Raw genomic sequence first — 17,633 nt, forward strand, 5'->3', positions numbered from 1 at the left:
ATCAACCGTAAGTTACAGCGAGGTAACTTATGGTAAAGGGCATAACAAATCTAATTATCTTACTTGTTGATTTAGATAAAAGATAATTTAATAGGAATCAGTGTTTATCTATAAAATAATTATATTAATTTTATTTAATATGTATTTATTACTACGAATAAATATTTTCAGTTATTTAATTAATTTATTGGAGAGAGTATTTATAATAATTTCTTTAATCGTTAAATATATATTCAGCGGTAACACAAAAACGCTTTTGTTTATTAATATTCTATTAATTACTGACGCGGAATTGACGCCATCTTAACTTTACGTCATTTAAAAATACAAATTAAAGAGTAGCCTATTGGTATTAAGAATGAATTATGTGTAATTAATTTATGACGATAATATGCTTATATGTGTTTTGGTTTATAGTTATTGTTTATTTTATATTATACGTGTAAATGCTATCAACAGTATATTTGTCACATTTCTTCTTATATAAAATCAGATGTAAATATTTAAAGTAAAGGATTAGTAAAATGTCAATGATTTCAAAAATACCACTTAAGTTTTGTGTACCGTTATTAGCACTTGCATCTTGTGCTGTTCACGCAGATGAAACTAACCCCCAGCAATTTGTTTTTGGTAATTATGGTACATATTTAAAAAAACCTGTATTTAATTATGGGCCGACTGAATTTAAGACACATGCTGCGAATCAATACACAGTGGGTGCTGGTGCTATATTGAAGCAACATCATAGGGTTAAGTTCGGCTATACTTTTGGTGAGTTTAAAGCTGGTGAGCCTTCACAATACGCTCATACCAATATGTTATTTACACAGTATGATTATTTACTTCCGATAGCACGTAATATAAATCTTACAGCTGGTGCAATGGCGGGATATCAATTTGCTGCCCATAAAGTTGATAAAATAATGATAAATGGCCCTGTAATCGGAGCCCAAATTGGTGCGGAATATAGATATCAGCAAATAGGATTTGAACTTGGTTACCATTATAACGTCCATCTTAAAGATCATAAATATGAAGATGGTATTAAAACCACCCAAAAAGATGATCAAACTGTCACAATGGGAATAAACTATTATTTCCAATAACAGACTATCGTTAGTATTTTCATATTAGTAATAAAGGTACATTGTTTTTATATAGGCTACTATTGTTTTAGTAGCCTATGTAACCGTTTAAACATAAGGAACTGAAATAATAACTAAAATATTTGACTCTTCAGTGTTTCTATATAAGTTGGAAGTGAGACTTACAAGTAAATGAGGCAGTATGAAAAAGGAAATCTATCTTAATAGTATTTATAGTGGCAATGTTGAGTATTGTTACGGACTGAAAACGGCGATAAATAAGTCTTTAGTTGAGGGGCGGTTATATCTTTCGTTTGAAGGACTAGAAGGTGATGAATGTGCAGATTTACGTCATCATGGCGGGTTTGAGCGTGCGTTACATCAATATCCTTCAGAGCATTATGCTTATTGGCAACAAAAATATAGTTCAATTATGGATTGGGTCGTTCCTGGAATGGGAGAAAACTTAAGCTCTAACGGTATGACAGAGGAAACAGTTTGTTTAGGAGACCGTTATCAATGGGGAGAAGCCGTTATTGAAGTAAGTCAACCTCGCTCACCATGCTTTAAATTGAATAAACGGTGGGGTATCGATAACTTTTCTGCTGATATGCAGCAGGTAAGTCGTTGTGGTTGGTTTTATCGTGTTATTCAAACAGGAATGGTTAGTGTCGATGAGCCTCTGATATTAATTGCTCAGGAGCCTAATGCGATGACGTTACGTGAAGTTTGCGATATTTTCTTTGGTGATCCGTTAAATCAGAATAAACTTTTGATGTTAAAACAACAATGTAAATTGTCAGAAAGCTGGAAATGTAAGGTAATAGCTCGCCTTGAGAGTCAGGAAGTGGAGCGTTGGGATTTTCGGTTATTAGGTCATGAGGAAACTTTATAACGTCAAGAGTTTTAGGGTAGCCATTATTAAAAATAACGGCCCTAAATTTTACTTTATTACCAATAACGATCTACATTTTTTATGGCAGTTTATTAGTTGTAGGTTCACTTGGTATTGCAGTGTTGTTACACAAATATGCATTAGCAAACATGGTAACCGAGCTTGAGAAATCAAGTGATTGGTAGAGATAGATCGTATCACCACCTAATTGAGCTGCTTTACTACGCATTTGGTTTAATGTACCCCAAACCATATCTTTATCAGCATGGAACCAGTAATCATAAAAATGGCCTTCAGAGCCATATACTATGCCTAAACGTTGACAATTTTCTATTGCTTTTACATCATCCCAAATCACATCGACTTGATTAGACTCAGGAGTTGGAAAAGTAACACAGCCGCTTAATAGCAATGTTGAGGCTAACATTGAGCTAACCAGAATGTTTTTCATGTAAAGTTCACGAACAAAATAAATGTCGCGCGAGTGTATGTAAAATACCGCCACTAGCAAGCAAATAAAACCAAGATTCCGACGGATATAACATTAATATTATTGTGAATTGATGTTATGTGCCATTGAGCTACATTAAAGATTCTCAATTTTGGTAACCAAGCAATATTAGCTCAGATGAGATTGCATTGTTTCAACGATTCTTAGATAAAATGGTCAATAATCTTCGTGACAAATAATCATCTTGTTGTTGAACGCTAGTCTTTGCATAATACTCAACGTACTTTCAATCATAAATAGCAGATAAATGATTTCTTCATACCATAATATTGATGTGCCTTTTGACTATCGTCATACCTGTTGGTTCTGTGGTGAGCCGTATTTTGACAGTCATGCATTTATGGCTGTTCCAAATTATGATAATCAAACGTTGCCGATTATGCTGCCGTGTTGTCAGGAGTGTTTTTCTTTTGCCAATGCCATAAAAGTAAGCAGTTTAGATTTGCTACGTGACAAAGTAAAACAACAACTGCATAAGAAATACCATAAGCATTTACAAATTGGTGTTAACTGGACCAAAGAGGAACTCGAGTCTTCTGAAATGGATGGTAAAGCATTAGAAGGATTTCGTATTAGCGGCTGGAAAATGTTTGAGATAGCCAAAGAGCGAGTCAATTATGTTGGCTGGCCAATTAATATTGATGGGCTACCTTGCTATGATGTGACGACGACATACCAGTTTGAATATGATGGTATTATTTACACCAGTTTAAATCATGCAGTAACTCAGTTAGCAGCTTTATATGCCATTCCACAGCCTTATCTTGAGCAGGTGATTGAGCTGGTCGGGCGCGATAAAATGACTTATGCCTTACGCTTTTGTAAAACGACTTATGGTTATTCGCCTGCAGAGCGAGAGTCGAGCCTTGCTAGCTTACGAGCATTATTGGCAGAAGAGCAAGCTAATGCACAACCATCACGACGATTGATGCAAGAACAGCGTAAGGTTGCACTTACAGATATTAAACAATTGATGTTGTACCGTACTATTATTTCACCGTATGCAATTCAGTGGGCATTAGAGCGTGGTATTCAAACATTGGTAGAGTTAGCTGATCATGAAGAGGTGTTTTTTGAACATTTTGGTAAAGATTCAGAGCTCACTGCGTTTACTTATTTTAATGGTTTACAAATTTATTTTGAAAAACGCGAATTAGATCCATTATGGGCAGATAATGACGATCCAAATAGGGCGTTATTTAAGTAAGGCCGTTAAATAAAGAGGCCCGTTGATAAGTTTTTCTCTTTCGAGTTGAAACTAAATCAACGGGCTTTTTATTTGATTAACGAAAAGGATAAGGACGATTAATTATGTCGTGCCCAAACCATAGTACGGCCTTTGTCATCAAAAGCGACCACACTGTAACTGTCTTTTTGATCGCCGTACTCCATACCAGGGGATCCCATTGGCATACCACCTACAGCAAGTCCTTTCATACGTGTTGGCTTGTTAGCTAAAAATCGTTTGATGTCAGCTGCCGGAATATGCCCCTCAAAAGTGTAACCTTCAATTTGCGCAGTATGACAAGAAGCATACTCCGGCAATACACCTAGTTTAATTTTGATTGGGGTGAGGTTTTCTTGATAAACGTTCTCTAACTCAAAACCATTATCTTTCATATGCGTTACCCACTCTTTACAACAGCCACAATATGGCGATAGGTAATTAGTACCTTTGATGATAGGGGCCGTTGCTGCTGTCGCCGTTGCTGAAATAAAAAGAGTACAAGCTAACAGAGTGCGTTTGATGATCATGATGACATTCCTAAAATAACAAGTTTGCACATTAATAATGTAATGGGTGCAAAGTGGTAGATGATGTAACGAAGGTGCTTAATATTGAAATAGCCCTTACGCCATCGGTGGTTTTAGTAATGGTTCATGGTAATCGCGAGGAGGTTGGCATAACGCATTCATTAGTACTTCTGTACTACGGAATGATTGAAAACTAAAGCTAGAGAGCAGGGCTAGTTGATGGTGATGCTGTGATGAACAATCATTACCATTGCAGTCATCGTTGCAATTAGCAGTAAGAGGATTAATTACAGTCGTTGTGTTCTCACAGCAACTACTACTTTCCATACTGCTGCAATGTGATGCCGATGTTGGTGTTATTTTTGTGGTGTGCGCATACGCTGCATTGGTTAATACAGTTATGATCAGCACACTATGTACAATAAAATATAACCAACGACGTATCATTTTTATACTAACTATCCTTATGATAAGTGGGCATTATAGATGTAATGCTCAATTCAACAATAAATAACTTGTAATAAAGTATGAAATTGCTATGACTGTAATAGTTGTATGGATTGCGAGACACACATTCTTACAGCAAATTTATGGATGAATAAAATCAATTCGTTTAAATTCACGCTAGCGCAGTAGGATGAGTAACGTTGGGTTTATTCAATACGTTGAAAGCGTCTTAGGAAAGAAAATGGCATATACTGAAAATGATCGTCGAGTTTTGCACGATACATGGATGAGTTACAAAGCAAAAATGCGTATTACTCAAATAGAAATGGCTAAAAAGCTAGGGTTAACGCAACTTGAGTTTTCAGACATTCTGCGAGGGGGGACTATTATTCAACATCAGTTTGTTAATGACTTTTGTGGTATTTTGAATATTGATCCGGTGTTAATACTTCCCTCATTACGTGAAGCAGTTCAGAAGGGTACATTTACTCACTCTATCGTTAAAAATACTTTTATATTTGATGGTGAGATTAAAAAGGTAACCTATGTGGGTAATCAACTTGTTGTTGAATATGAGCATACACCAGCCGCTAGTTAAATATAATCTCATTTTTAATCTATAAAAAAAGGCTCATAGCATAATGCGATGAGCCTTTTTAGCGACTGTTATGATGTCAGGTTATTTCTTTTTTTTCTTTGTATGTTCGTCCCATTCTGGGATAAAGAAATAAAGTACTGCCGCTGAGAGTATGGAGCCCATTACATCAGAGGGGAAGTGCATACCTAGCCATAAACGGCTAATGCCGACACCTGTTGCCCAAATAATTAATCCGCCTGCAGCAAGATAATTACCTCTGCGAATAAAGAAACCGCCCCAGAATAGTACACAAATAGCAGCAAAAATCGTGTGACCCGATGGGAAAGAATAATTTGTTTCTCCTTCCCAGCTACGTAAACGCCAAGGGCTAACATATGCTTCTGCTTGTTTTACTACATTATCTTTAGCTACTGAATCTAAAGCATAGAAATCTTTTGGTGAATCGACTAGGTGTAAGTATTGCAGCTCGTAAGTATAAGGACGAGGAATGGCAGTTTCATGTTTCAATATCGTTTTAGTAGCGAAACTTAATACGAGCAGAATACCAAATTGAATCCATACCTTTGTGATGGTTTTTTTCGGTAATCGCAGAAATACAGGTATAAGGCATAGTAATGCTGCGGTGATAAGGAAAAATGGACTACCCGCACTATCAGTTAATAAAGCAAATGATATACCAGCCGCATTACTTACTGGTGTAGTTAATACTGGTACAGGGAAAATATGAATAGCGATAAAGAGCAGTAATGCAAATAAAGCTAATGCAATAAAGTTAGGTAGTTTTTTAGATATAAAAGTCATCATGGAGAAGGTTCAATCTTATCATTATATAATTGTTAAGTAAGCCATAAAAAAAAATGCAACTGTCATAAAATTGACATTTTTTCAAACGAGAGCCTTTTTCGCATAAATCATACTGAATGTCATTAAGAATATCATTGAGTAGCACATTCTATGCTTATTTGTCAGGTAAGGTTCATCTTTCTTATTTATTCAACAATGAGATAATAAATTGTGCGCATAAAGTTCACAAAACAAACGGTTGCCGTAATGTGAATTTTGTAATTTTTTTTAGTGTGTTCTTGTCATCTTTCTTAATCTGTGAAGGCTGTCACGCGAAATAGAGCAAACATTAAGAAAACTTAATGTTTAGCTTAAACTAAGTTTAGCTAACTACTGTATGGTTAACACATGCTTAAACAACATATGTTGTTTATTAATTTTGATGTGATGATATGGAGAAGGGAATGAGTATTCTTGGACATTTCCAAAAGCTCGGAAACGCGATAATGTTTCCGATCGCAGTACTGCCTATTGCTGGTATTTTATTGCGTATTGGACAACCCGATCTATTAAATATACCTTTTATTGCGGCAGGTGGTCAGGCAGTTTTCACAAACCTAGCACTGCTCTTTGCAATGGGTGTTGCTGGTGGTTTCTCGAAAGATAACTCAGCAGCAGCAGCAATTGCAGCAGCAGTTGGTTACTTCATTATGATGGCCGCAATGAAGACCCTTAATGCCGATGTCGACCCTGGTGTGGCTGGCGGTATTATTATTGGTGTGTGTGCTGGTCTGTTATACAACCGTTTCCATGCAATCAAATTGCCAGAGTTCCTAGGCTTCTTTGGTGGTAAGCGTTTTGTTCCTATCATCACTGGTTTAGTTGCACTGGTTCTTGCGTTCGCATTTAGCCTTGTATGGCCTCCAGTTCAAGATGCGATCAACCATTTAGGTAAGTGGATTCTTACTAGTGGTATGCCTGGTGAGTTTGTATACGGTGTTGCTAACCGTCTATTGATTCCACTTGGTTTGCACCACATTCTTAACAGTATGGTTTGGTTTGTATTTGGTAACTACACTGATCCTGCTACTGGTCAGATTGTTACGGGTGAAATCTCACGTTTCTTCGCTGGTGACCCATCTGCAGGACGTATTCTAAGTGGTTTCTTCCCTGTAGTAATGTTTGGTCTTCCAAGTGCTGCATTAGCATTCTATGTAACAGCTAAGAAAGAAAACAAGAAAGTTGTTGGCGGTATGTTATTGAGTGTGGCATTGACTGCATTCCTAACTGGTATCACTGAACCAATCGAATTCATGTTTATGTTCCTAGCACCTGGCTTGTACCTAGTACACGCTATTATGATGGGTATTAGTATTGTTGTTGCATCAATGCTTAATATTCACATGGCGTTTAGCTTCTCATCTGGCTTGATTGACTACGTTCTGAACTACAATGCTCCAGCAGCACATAATTCATGGGAAATCATTCCAATGGGTCTAGTGGTTGGTGCGATTTACTTCGTGATCTTTGTTGGTGCAATTAAGATGTTTAATCTTAAAACACCTGGCCGTGAAGATGCACCTGAAGAAGATTCAAACCCAGGTTCAGATAGCAAAGTTGATTTGGCACTACAATACCTAGAAGCACTAGGTGGTAAAGATAATCTAACTGATATCTCTGCTTGTATTACTCGTCTTCGCCTAGGTATTGTTGACCGTTCAATCATCAATGATGCTAAACTTAAGCAGTTAGGCGCTAAAGGTGTTGTAAATGTAGGCTCAAATAACCTTCAAGTTATTATTGGTCCACAAGCTGAAATTATTGCTAACCAAATGAAAGCAATGTAAGCATCATTGATTAAGCAAAATACAGAATTCGCGATTTCATAACTTCCCCCTATGGTCGCGTCAACGGTCTACCTTTGGTAGGCCGTTTTTTTTATCTCAAAAAACATCTGTGGACTGTGTATAATCATCGTAATTGAGCTGAATAGCGTTAAAGAGTGATAGGCTAAGTCTGGACATTAAATGAAAATATTAGTAATTGAAGATGATCTTACAACCCGTGAATTTGTTGCTCGAGGATTACGAGAGCATGGGTTTGTGGTTGATGAAGCTGAAGATGGTCATCAAGGATTAATGATGGCAACCAGTTGTGAATATCAGTTGATTGTTTTAGATCGAATGTTACCGCAATTAGATGGCTTAAAAGTTTTAGCGGCACTAAGAGCCACTGAAAATCAAACTCCAGTACTTATATTAAGTGCGATGGACAGTGTCGAAGATCGTGTTGTAGGGTTAACCGCGGGAAGTGATGACTATCTGACTAAACCGTTTGCATTAGCTGAACTAGTAGCACGCGCGAAAATTCTGGTTAAACGGAGCCAATCTATTGCTACTGTTTCGTCCGAATATAGTTATGACGATCTACGACTAGATATTAAATCGCATCGTGTATGGCGTGGCTCTCGACTGATTAATTTACAACAAAAGGAATTCTTGTTATTACAATATTTAATGGAACATGTTGAAAATGTGGTTTCTCGCATGAGCCTGTTTGAATCTGTTTGGAGTTACCATTTCGATCCGAAGACCAATGTCATTGATGTTCATATTGCTAATTTACGTAAAAAATTAGAACAAGAAGGTGAGCCAAGTTTAATTCATACCGTTCGAGGGGCTGGTTATGTCTTACGCCGGGTCTGAAAACCTGTCGCGATCAACCATTTTTAAAGTGTTGATGTATTTTATTACCTGTGTCGCTTTTATATTTATTCTATTTATTAATCAGGTAGTCGTTAGTTCTGAAACGTTTTATCATCAGCAATTGAAGCGTGATTTGGTTAATGAAGCCAATTTGTTCACGATGATGGTGAATAAAGGTGATACTTCTGGATTGTATAAAACAATAGCGCAACGTAAAAAAAACAATTCTACATTTAGTTATGTTGTACAGCCGATAAAACAGATCACTGATGATCCAGCTATGTACCCAGCAGCATCATTTATTTTTGGTCGCGGTAAAACTAGCCAGCTATCACAAGTCGTGACATTACCTTTGGGGATGGAGCTAGTAATAAGAATTAATCCGGAATTTATGCGTTCTTATCGGCAGACAGTTATTCCGATGTTACTTTCAGGCATTGCTGTTCCGGTTATCCTTATGTTGGCTGGCGCCTCCTTATTTGCGATTGTGATTCTAAAAAAGTTAGCCCGTGTGAATCATGGTATGAATCGGGTTATTTTAGGTGAAAAAGGGGTCAAGCTGCCAGTTAGTACTAATGATGATGAGTTTGATGTATTGACTATTCATCTCAATTTTTTGATTGAACAGGTAGAAAAAAAAGAAACTTCGCTTAAAGCGTTATCGGTCGGAATGGCACATGATTTACGAACGCCTATTGCACGAATGAAACTACGTTTAGAGCGATTATTGACACAAGAAACTTCACCACATACGCAAGAATTAGAAGCATGCCACGATGATTTGGAAGTTTTATTGGGCATGTTTAATGGTATGTTAGAAATTGCAAATTTAAACAGCGGTAAGCAGCAGATAGATAAGGAATGGGTTGATTTATCTCAAGTGTGTCGCGATGTAGTTGAATTTTTATTACCTATTTCAGAAGAGAAACAGCAGCAACTTACGTTTCGAGAAGATCAGCCATATCGATTACAGGGAGAGCCAAGTTTATTATTTCGGGCAGTATATAACTTGGTTGAAAATGCAATTAAATACACACCAGAGCAGGGTGTAATTAAAGTGATCGTTGATCATTTTGGTATTGTGGTTACTGATAATGGCATGGGTGTATCAGACGAAGATAAAGAGCTTATTCGTGAACCGATGTTTCGTGCTGATCGTAGCCGTACTCATCAAGGATTTGGCTTGGGGTTATCATTAGTTGAAGCTGTGGTTATTCGTCATAATGGCGAATTGGTTTTCAGTGATAATAATCCAGGTTTACGGTCACGATTATATTTACCGTTAGCGTCTGAATTAGTTTCAAAGAGCAGTGAATAATACGCTAAAATCACATGTAGCAAAAAGCCCAATCGATTTTCGATTGGGCTTTTTGTTGGAAAGAATCGTAAGACTTATTAGCGATTGATAGCGTTAAATTTATCTTTACGTTCGTTAAAACGTGAAACTAAATCATCAATACCATCTTGGCAATAAGGTTTTAATCCACTCATTAACATACGTTTACTACCCGTACCAACAATCTCTCCATTTTCCTTAAAGCAGAAATGAAGTGTTACGCTACCGCGTTTACCTTCCACTTCAATGATAGAGTCAGTTAATTCAACGGTTGGCGCTGTAAGATCTAAACGTGTGAAATCAAGTTCCATACATTCATAGATCACTAATGGGCGAGTTGGATTGATCATGATATCTTTTGATTTCATCAAAGGTACCATGATGTGAGGGAAGTTCATCCCAGAAAATTGCACATAGTTTTTAGTGACTTGTGAAATTAATACATTATCCGTTGTTGTTTCACCACTGCGTATTACATCCATGTAGACTTTACCCTTACAGTCGATAACAGCTAGCTCTGTAGGGGATTTAATGTCTATAAGTAGGCAACTTGATTCATTGATCATGCCTGCAAATTCGAAACGCATTTTTTGGCTAAGGCCAACATTAGCTAAAAGAACCGAAAAAAGCAGATCGCCAGGTACACAAAAACGCTTGTTATCTTCATCGTGAATAGGGTTAAAGTCACCGGCTACGCGTTTTGCAAAATGGCTTGCTTGCTCACGAGTAAAAGATAATTCACCATCGTTATTTGAATAATATGAATCTAAAAACATGTTTACTTATAATACCTAAAAATAAGACTGTAGCTATTCTACAACATAAATATCACTTTAATGGTCTAGCCAGATGATATTAATGTAAATACATATATTGATAAAATAAATAGTAAAAGTACTGGACATAAAAAAGCCAAGTAAATCTAGTTGAGCTTGGCTTTTTTGGGAGGATGCTTTTATTTCTTATAAGCGTATGTCGAGTGGAATCACTGTAACTTTATCGCCAATTTGAGCATATTCTTGTTGTGGTGGAATCTCTATTAGGCAATTAGCCTCGCTCATTGAGCGTAAAATACCAGAACCCTGTGAGCCAATAGTTTGTACGCTAAGACGACCATTGGCATCCCATTTAAAATACCCACGCAAATATTCTGTTCGTCCAATACGAGAACGTAGCGGCTCTGCTGCAATAGCAGTATATGTTTGTGGTTGCCAATGTTGATAACCTTGCTGTTTGCGAATTGCTGGCTCAACAAATTGTAGGAATGTCACCATTACGGCAACAGGATTACCCGGTAAACCAAAGAATGGAATACCATTAATATGACCAAAGGCTAATGGGCGCCCTGGACGCATATTAATTCGCCAAAAATTAATTTCACCAAGTTTATCAAGTACCGTTTTGATATAGTCCGCATCACCAACAGACACGCCACCAGATGATAAAATCATATCAGCCTGTTGGCTAGCTTGGAGCAATGTGGCTTCCAGTGCAGCTTCACTGTCTTCAATGATTCCTAAATCGACTACCTCACAACCTAAACCCATCAGTAAAGCAAATACGCTATAGCGATTTGAATCGTAAATACAGTTTTGTTGCTGAGATTCGCCAGGTGCTTGTACTTCATCACCCGTTGAGAAAATAGCAACTCGAATAGGGGAGTTGATGGTGATTTTATTAAGCCCAAGTGACGCTATCATTCCAAGTTCTGGTGCAGTGATTGTTTGTCCTTTTGCAACCGCCACTTGACCAATAGCGAGATCTTCACCAGCTAATCGCACATTTTGACCAGCTTTAATCGCACCCATACTAAGATTGAATGTGACAGTGTCACCATCTTGCTGTGCTTGCTCACGCATAATGACCGTATCTGCATCTTGTGGAACTGGTGCGCCAGTCATAATGCGGACAGCTTCACCGACTTGTAACGGCTGTGAGTAATGATGTCCAGCCAAAACCTGACCGACAACAGTATAACTATTTAGCGCTATATCGGCGCTACGAATAGCATAACCGTCCATTGCTGAATTGGTATGCTGAGGTACATTAACGGGTGAGTGAATATCAGTATGTACTATATGACCCAGTGCTTGTTTAAGCTCAACCGTTTGAGGATTTTCAAGTGGTTTTATTTGATCAAGAATGCGTGTACGGCCTTCATTAACTGACAACATACCTTGTGGTTGAATATCATCACAGCTAGCTATTTGGGTTTGATGAGATTGTGATGATGATTGGCAACTGAACTGAACCACAAAATCTGTTAATTGGTCGATATCATCTATATTTATTTGCGGTAAGCTTGAATCTATTTGGGTATCACTTGCAATCGCAATAATATTGCTATCATCTTGATATAACCACGGCTTATTAATGATTTTCCTGCGTAATTCAATTTTTGGGAAATCAAGTTTTTTAAATCCTTCAACTAAAATGAGATCGAGTTGGCTTTGATCTAATTGGCGAATCAAATGCGGTAAGGTCGCTTCAGTTGCTGGTGTTTCTGTAATTAACGCACGACGATACCGAGAAGAGATTAGCATTTGAGCCGCACCCGCTTTTCGCAATCGGTAGCTGTCTTTACCTTGCTGATCAATATCAAAATCATGGTGTGCGTGTTTGATTACGGCGACACGGAGGCCACGTTCGACTAATTTCGGTAATATCGCTTCAATAAGGGTTGTTTTACCTGTGCCACTGAATGCAGCAAAGCCTAATAAGGGTACTGATGCGTTAATTTGATTCATGGCGTACTCCAAATTGTGATAATTCCTCTGGGGTATTAAGGTTAATGAAGGCATCTGCTTGGTCGCTGAAATCAACGGTGATCATATTACATTGACGATAAAGCAAAATGATTTTGCGATCACCATTGGCTAAAAAGGCTTCTAGTTTAGGAAGAATACGGCGATGAAGCAGTGTCACTACCGGTTGAATATGCTCACCGTTGTGAGCCACTGCGATATCAGTATCGGGTTGACATGCTGTAGCCATTCGAGCAACTAAATCATGGGGTAATTGCGGACAATCACAAGGCACAAAGCCAATCCAGTCGTTATTAATGTGATGCAGTGCAGCGTGCATTCCACCTAATGGGCCAGGGTAGTTTTCAATGCTATCACCGAAGACATCACCGTATTGGCGGTAGATATCCTGATTACGGTTAGCGTTGATACTGATATGTGATGTTTGTGGTGCAAGTGTATCAATAACATGTTGAATAAATGGCTGGCCTGCAAGTTCAATCAAGCCTTTATCGTTGCCCCCCATACGGCTGGCTTGGCCACCAGCTAAAATTATCCAATGGGTCTGTTCAGGCGTAGGCATAATTATCCTTATTGTTTTTGATATTTGTAACGAGTTGGAGATCGGCTCGTTCAATTAATTGAGTATCATTGATTGTCCACTGACGACGACAAAGTGCAGTCAGTGCATTCTGCTGATGGCTAGTAATGACCAAACTGGTGCCACGTGACAATAAATCTTCCGCTAGAATAACTTGGCGATTGATGGATTCTTGATCCATGCTGGCACTAGATTCATCCATTAATAGCACACTGGGTTTGAGTACCCATGCTCGTGCCATTGCTACACGTTGGCGTTCACCACCTGACAAAACAGAAATATGTTCATTAGCAAGCGTTTCAAGACCGACCATACGCAAAGCATTAATGGCTTCATTACGGCGCTTTTGACGGTCTTTAATTGCAAATCTTAGCCCATAGCATACATTGTTAAACACTGTTGCATCAAACATATACGGCGTTTGATGGAGATAGATGATACTCCCTTCATAACGGCCACTAAAGAGCCGTCTAAAAAAAGTATGCTGATGAATATTAATACTGCCAGTGGTGGGTTTTTGTAAGCCAGCTAACACTTTCAATAATGTTGTTTTCCCAACACCATTATCACCGGTTAAATAGATAGCTTCTCTAGGGGCTAAATTAAGCAGTGGAATATGAAACAGTAATCGACTTTTAAAACGGACTGAAAGGTCGAGTGCCTGAATGGATGCATGAGTCATAATGAGGCCTCGGCTTAGTTAGTGCGCAAATGAGCTTTGCCACGGGCAATAGATAAAATAAAGTTTAGACCTAAGGCTAAAATAAGTAACACCATTCCTAAGGCAACACCTTGAGCAAATGCACCTTTTGAGCTTTCAAGGGCAATTGCAGTCGGAATATTTCGAGTTGAATTTAAAATATTACCACCCACCATCATGGAGCAACCGACTTCAGTGATTACTCTGCTGAAAGAAGCAACAATCGCTGCAAGTAATGGAAATCGGCTTTCCCACATTAAACTCAGTAATGCACGTGGATAACTAGAGCCTAAGGTGAGTGCTGTTTCCCATGCGCGACGATCGCTATTTTGAAATGCCGCATGCATCATAGAAATAAGTAAAGGAAAACAGATCATTACTTGGCCTAAAATCATCGCTTTTTGAGTAAAGAGCATTTGCCAATCGCCTAATGGCCCTGCTCGTGATAACAACATGTAAAGTAGTAAACCAATCACTACCGTCGGCACTGATTGTAAGGTATTCATTAAAGAGAGTATTAGCCAACGCCCTGGGAACTTACCGTAAGCTAATGCGAAGGCAATTAAGAGCGAGGGAATAATAACTAAGGCGATGGCAAAAAGAGACACTGAAAATGACACTCCGACAATGCCCCAAAGTGCGCTATCGCCGCTAAAGAGAAGTTGAGTCGCTTGCTGAGTTGTCTGCCAAATATTCATGCTAATGTTTTTTTTAACCTAAAAAGTACGCCGATGATGTCATCATTAATGTTATTAGCATTAAGTCTAAGGCCCTATGCTATAACTGTGATCCCATAATGTTTTATGTATCAAATAAACAATCATCGACGAAATGTCATATTAAATTAAGTTGTTATCGTTATTGTGTTTGAGCATCTGCAACGAATAATTGCTTACCGTGGCGTTGGTAATTATTGATTAACTTTTGGGCTTTTGGATTCACTAACCAATCACTGAATGTTTTAGCACCTTGGTAGTTAAGATCTGGGTAACGACTAGGATTAATCAAAATAACTTGGTATGGGTTAAATAAACGCTTATCGCCCTCAACCATAATTTCCAGATCAAGTTTGGTTTCATAGGCTAACCATGTGCCACGATCAGTTAATGTGTAGGCCTGTAATTCAGATGCCATATTCAGGGTTGGTCCCATTCCTTGGCCAACCGCTTTATAACCACCGAAATTAGGTTCTATTTTTGTTTGCGCCCAGATATTGAGTTCTTTTTTATTGGTCCCTGAATCATCTCCACGAGATATAAACACAGCGTTATCCGTAGCAATTTCTTTTAATGCGTGTGCAACATCTTTATCGCCTTTAATTTTTGCTGGATCATTTTTAGGACCGACTAAGACGAAATCGTTGTACATTAAATTACGCGGTAAAACCCCAAAGCCTTTTTCAACAAATTGGGCTTCTGATTGTGGTGCATGAGTCATAACTAAATCAACATCACCATGTTCACCCATACGTAATGCTTTGCCTGTGCCTGCCGCTAATACTTCGACCTTATAGCCTGTGTCTTTAGTAAATACAGGTAATAAGTAATCGAGTAATCCTGAGTGATAAGTGCTGGTGGTCGTCGCTAGGCGCACTGTTTTGTTCGCTGTTGTTTCTGTGGTTGCATAAGCCATGGTTGCTGATGCGCAGCTAAGAATAACGAAAGTGGTTTTTAATAAGTTCATCAACGTTCCTGATCGATTGGTTTACATTAAAAAGTCTTGAGATGATAAGTCGTTAGTGCTTGATGCCTAAAAAGTGCGGCAAAATGACTCACATCATCTTAATAAATAGCGCTGCTCAGCTATAAGCAAGTAAAGTGCCATCTTTCGAATGTTGATGAATAAGGTTAATTATGTGATTTAGGTATCAATTATTACATGGAATAGGTTAAAGATAACCGAAGTTAAACAGAATGATAAAACAGTTTTGACTTAATGATTAGCCGTGAGACAAAATGTCGCAAATTTTAATTCGGTTAAAATGTCCCTATGTCTATGTCTGATTTTAGTTTGTCTTCATCTTGGGCTGCGGTTTCTGTATTAGTGGTTGATGATGAACCGGGAATGCGCACGATTTTAAAAAAAGCCTTAAGTAAAAAATTTGCTCAAGTTGATACCGCTGGAAGTATTGAAGAAGCTGAAGAAATTCGTAAGCGCTGTCATTTTGATTTATTAATTGTTGATATTAACTTGCCTGGCCGTTCTGGTATTGAATGGCATGAGGCGTTTGATCCGACAACCCGTCGTAGTGATGTGATTTTTATGACGGGGTATGCTGATTTAGAAATGGCCATTCAAGCGTTACGTGCTGGTGCGTCTGATTTTATTCTTAAGCCATTTAACCTTGATCAAATGATGCAGTCAGTGAATCGTTGTATTGAAAGGCGTTTAGTTGAACGTCAAAACTTTGCGTTACAGCGTGACGTTGAGCGGAGCTACCCAGTTAATATTATTGGTGATGCGCCTGCGACACAGCAAATGAAAAAACTGATTGCTCAAGTGGCGCCATCTATTGCCGCTGTATTAGTTGAAGGCGAATCGGGAACAGGTAAAGAATTGGTTGCGCGCGCATTACATCAATTAAGTAAGCGTACAGGGCCTTTTGTGCCTATTAACTGTGGAGCGATTGCTCCAGAACTTTTAGAAAGTGAATTGTTTGGTCATGTATCAGGCGCTTTTACTGGTGCGAAGAAAAGCCGAGAAGGTCTGTTTCGAGTGGCGAATAACGGCACTTTATTTTTAGATGAAATTGGTGAAATGCCATTGGCAATGCAGTCTTCCTTATTACGTGCATTAGAACAAAAAGCCATTCGTCCTGTAGGTTCAGAGCGAGAAATTCAAATTGATGTCCGTATTGTTGCTGCAACAAATCGTAATTTAAAGCTTGAAGTAGAGGAAGGCCGCTTTCGGCGTGATTTGTATTATCGATTAAATGTTCTAACGATTGATTTGCCCTCATTACGTGAGCGCGTAGAAGATATTCCGTCGTTAACCCATCATTTTACACTTCAATTATCAAAAGATCTGGGCATGAAAGCCATCAGCTGGACCCATGAAGATATTTTGGCGATGCAAGCCTATTCTTGGCCGGGAAATATTCGTGAATTACGCAATATGATGGAGCGTTGTATTTTATTAGGCAAGCCGCCTGCTGATTATTGGCGGGAGTTACAAGGTGATGCCTTACCTGTTACTGCTGTCGCGGCGACAGGTGGGCAGACGATAACAGCGATTGAGGTCGATCTAAATGCCGCTCATCCTCAACGCCCATGCCAATGTCATGATGAGGGTGAAGATCAATATTGTTACCCCGTCACTTGGACTTTAAAAGAAGTTGAGAAAGCGCATATCATGCAGGTTGTCGATGCTAGTGAAGGTAATAAATCAGCAGCAGCGCGTCAGCTTGGTGTCGCAAGAAAAACCTTAGAGCGTAAATATAAAGAATGGACAGACGAGTTACTATAAGGTTAAGG

The 17,633-nt window shown here is 38.5% G+C and carries 18 protein-coding genes; 8 read left to right on the forward strand and 10 right to left on the reverse strand.

Going from position 1 to position 17,633, the window contains the following annotated elements:
• Positions 1-524: 524 nt before the first annotated feature.
• On the forward strand, positions 525-1,106 hold the full coding sequence (locus C0W29_RS00315) for a hypothetical protein (protein WP_052671572.1): 582 nt from the start codon (positions 525-527) through the stop codon (positions 1,104-1,106).
• A gap of 181 nt (positions 1,107-1,287) precedes the next feature.
• The gene (locus tag C0W29_RS00320) at positions 1,288-1,980 is read left to right on the forward strand and encodes an MOSC domain-containing protein (protein ID WP_045042048.1); all 693 of its coding nucleotides are present in this window, start codon (positions 1,288-1,290) and stop codon (positions 1,978-1,980) included.
• Positions 1,981-2,059: 79 nt separating this feature from the next.
• Here C0W29_RS00320 and C0W29_RS00325 read toward each other — a convergent pair whose 3' ends face one another.
• Positions 2,060-2,431, reverse strand: coding sequence for a DUF4156 domain-containing protein (locus C0W29_RS00325; protein WP_045042047.1), 372 nt, complete (start codon positions 2,429-2,431; stop codon positions 2,060-2,062).
• Between the two features lie 307 nt (positions 2,432-2,738).
• Between C0W29_RS00325 and C0W29_RS00330 the strand changes: the two genes are divergently transcribed.
• Entirely contained in the window at positions 2,739-3,698 is a 960-nt protein-coding gene (locus tag C0W29_RS00330) for a hypothetical protein (protein ID WP_045044533.1), read from the forward strand.
• Positions 3,699-3,796: 98 nt separating this feature from the next.
• On the opposite strand, the gene C0W29_RS00335 is transcribed toward C0W29_RS00330, so the two are convergent.
• Both C0W29_RS00335 and C0W29_RS00340 read right to left on the reverse strand, forming a co-directional pair.
• A complete protein-coding gene (locus C0W29_RS00335; protein ID WP_045042045.1) occupies positions 3,797-4,246 on the reverse strand; it encodes a DUF411 domain-containing protein in 450 nt (149 codons plus the stop codon).
• Between the two features lie 96 nt (positions 4,247-4,342).
• The gene (locus C0W29_RS00340) at positions 4,343-4,693 is read right to left on the reverse strand and encodes a hypothetical protein (protein ID WP_045044532.1); all 351 of its coding nucleotides are present in this window, start codon (positions 4,691-4,693) and stop codon (positions 4,343-4,345) included.
• Between the two features lie 241 nt (positions 4,694-4,934).
• On the opposite strand from C0W29_RS00340, the gene C0W29_RS00345 reads away from it, so the two are divergent.
• Entirely contained in the window at positions 4,935-5,291 is a 357-nt protein-coding gene (locus C0W29_RS00345; RefSeq protein WP_045042043.1) for a helix-turn-helix domain-containing protein, read from the forward strand.
• A gap of 81 nt (positions 5,292-5,372) precedes the next feature.
• On the opposite strand, the gene C0W29_RS00350 is transcribed toward C0W29_RS00345, so the two are convergent.
• The gene (locus C0W29_RS00350) at positions 5,373-6,095 is read right to left on the reverse strand and encodes a phosphatase PAP2 family protein (protein ID WP_045044531.1); all 723 of its coding nucleotides are present in this window, start codon (positions 6,093-6,095) and stop codon (positions 5,373-5,375) included.
• Positions 6,096-6,538: 443 nt separating this feature from the next.
• Here C0W29_RS00350 and nagE point away from each other — a divergent pair, with 443 nt between their 5' ends.
• From nagE to C0W29_RS00365, 3 genes are all read left to right on the forward strand, one after another.
• Positions 6,539-7,921 (forward strand): N-acetylglucosamine-specific PTS transporter subunit IIBC, encoded by a 1,383-nt coding sequence (gene nagE / locus C0W29_RS00355; protein WP_045042041.1) that lies wholly within the window; start codon positions 6,539-6,541, stop codon positions 7,919-7,921.
• 180 nt (positions 7,922-8,101) lie between these two features.
• Positions 8,102-8,779, forward strand: coding sequence for a winged helix-turn-helix domain-containing protein (locus tag C0W29_RS00360; protein WP_045042040.1), 678 nt, complete (start codon positions 8,102-8,104; stop codon positions 8,777-8,779).
• The gene (locus C0W29_RS00365) at positions 8,760-10,097 is read left to right on the forward strand and encodes a sensor histidine kinase (RefSeq protein ID WP_036794747.1); all 1,338 of its coding nucleotides are present in this window, start codon (positions 8,760-8,762) and stop codon (positions 10,095-10,097) included. The genes C0W29_RS00360 and C0W29_RS00365 overlap by 20 nt, the downstream gene beginning before the upstream one ends.
• A 77-nt stretch (positions 10,098-10,174) precedes the next feature.
• Here C0W29_RS00365 and C0W29_RS00370 read toward each other — a convergent pair whose 3' ends face one another.
• From C0W29_RS00370 to C0W29_RS00395, 6 genes are all read right to left on the reverse strand, one after another.
• Positions 10,175-10,891 carry a DUF3581 domain-containing protein gene (locus tag C0W29_RS00370; protein WP_036794745.1) on the reverse strand — a complete coding sequence of 239 codons (717 nt, stop codon included), beginning with the start codon at positions 10,889-10,891 and terminating at the stop codon, positions 10,175-10,177.
• A 186-nt stretch (positions 10,892-11,077) separates the two neighbouring features.
• Positions 11,078-12,862 carry a bifunctional molybdopterin-guanine dinucleotide biosynthesis adaptor protein MobB/molybdopterin molybdotransferase MoeA gene (locus tag C0W29_RS00375; RefSeq protein ID WP_045044530.1) on the reverse strand — a complete coding sequence of 595 codons (1,785 nt, stop codon included), beginning with the start codon at positions 12,860-12,862 and terminating at the stop codon, positions 11,078-11,080.
• Entirely contained in the window at positions 12,849-13,442 is a 594-nt protein-coding gene (mobA, locus tag C0W29_RS00380) for a molybdenum cofactor guanylyltransferase MobA (protein WP_045044529.1), read from the reverse strand. Before mobA ends, C0W29_RS00375 begins: the two co-directional genes overlap by 14 nt.
• Positions 13,429-14,142: an ATP-binding cassette domain-containing protein gene (locus tag C0W29_RS00385; protein WP_045042036.1), complete on the reverse strand. Its 714-nt coding sequence runs from the start codon at positions 14,140-14,142 to the stop codon at positions 13,429-13,431. Before C0W29_RS00385 ends, mobA begins: the two co-directional genes overlap by 14 nt.
• A 14-nt stretch (positions 14,143-14,156) precedes the next feature.
• Positions 14,157-14,858, reverse strand: coding sequence for an ABC transporter permease (locus C0W29_RS00390; RefSeq protein WP_036794739.1), 702 nt, complete (start codon positions 14,856-14,858; stop codon positions 14,157-14,159).
• 160 nt (positions 14,859-15,018) lie between these two features.
• Positions 15,019-15,792: an ABC transporter substrate-binding protein gene (locus tag C0W29_RS00395; RefSeq protein ID WP_248783027.1), complete on the reverse strand. Its 774-nt coding sequence runs from the start codon at positions 15,790-15,792 to the stop codon at positions 15,019-15,021.
• 363 nt (positions 15,793-16,155) lie between these two features.
• Here C0W29_RS00395 and C0W29_RS00400 point away from each other — a divergent pair, with 363 nt between their 5' ends.
• Positions 16,156-17,625, forward strand: coding sequence for a sigma-54-dependent transcriptional regulator (locus C0W29_RS00400; protein ID WP_045042035.1), 1,470 nt, complete (start codon positions 16,156-16,158; stop codon positions 17,623-17,625).
• The last annotated feature ends 8 nt before the right edge of the window (positions 17,626-17,633 follow it).

It is taken from the genome of Photobacterium kishitanii (assembly GCF_003026355.1).
Classification (GTDB): Bacteria; Pseudomonadota; Gammaproteobacteria; order Enterobacterales; family Vibrionaceae; genus Photobacterium; species Photobacterium kishitanii.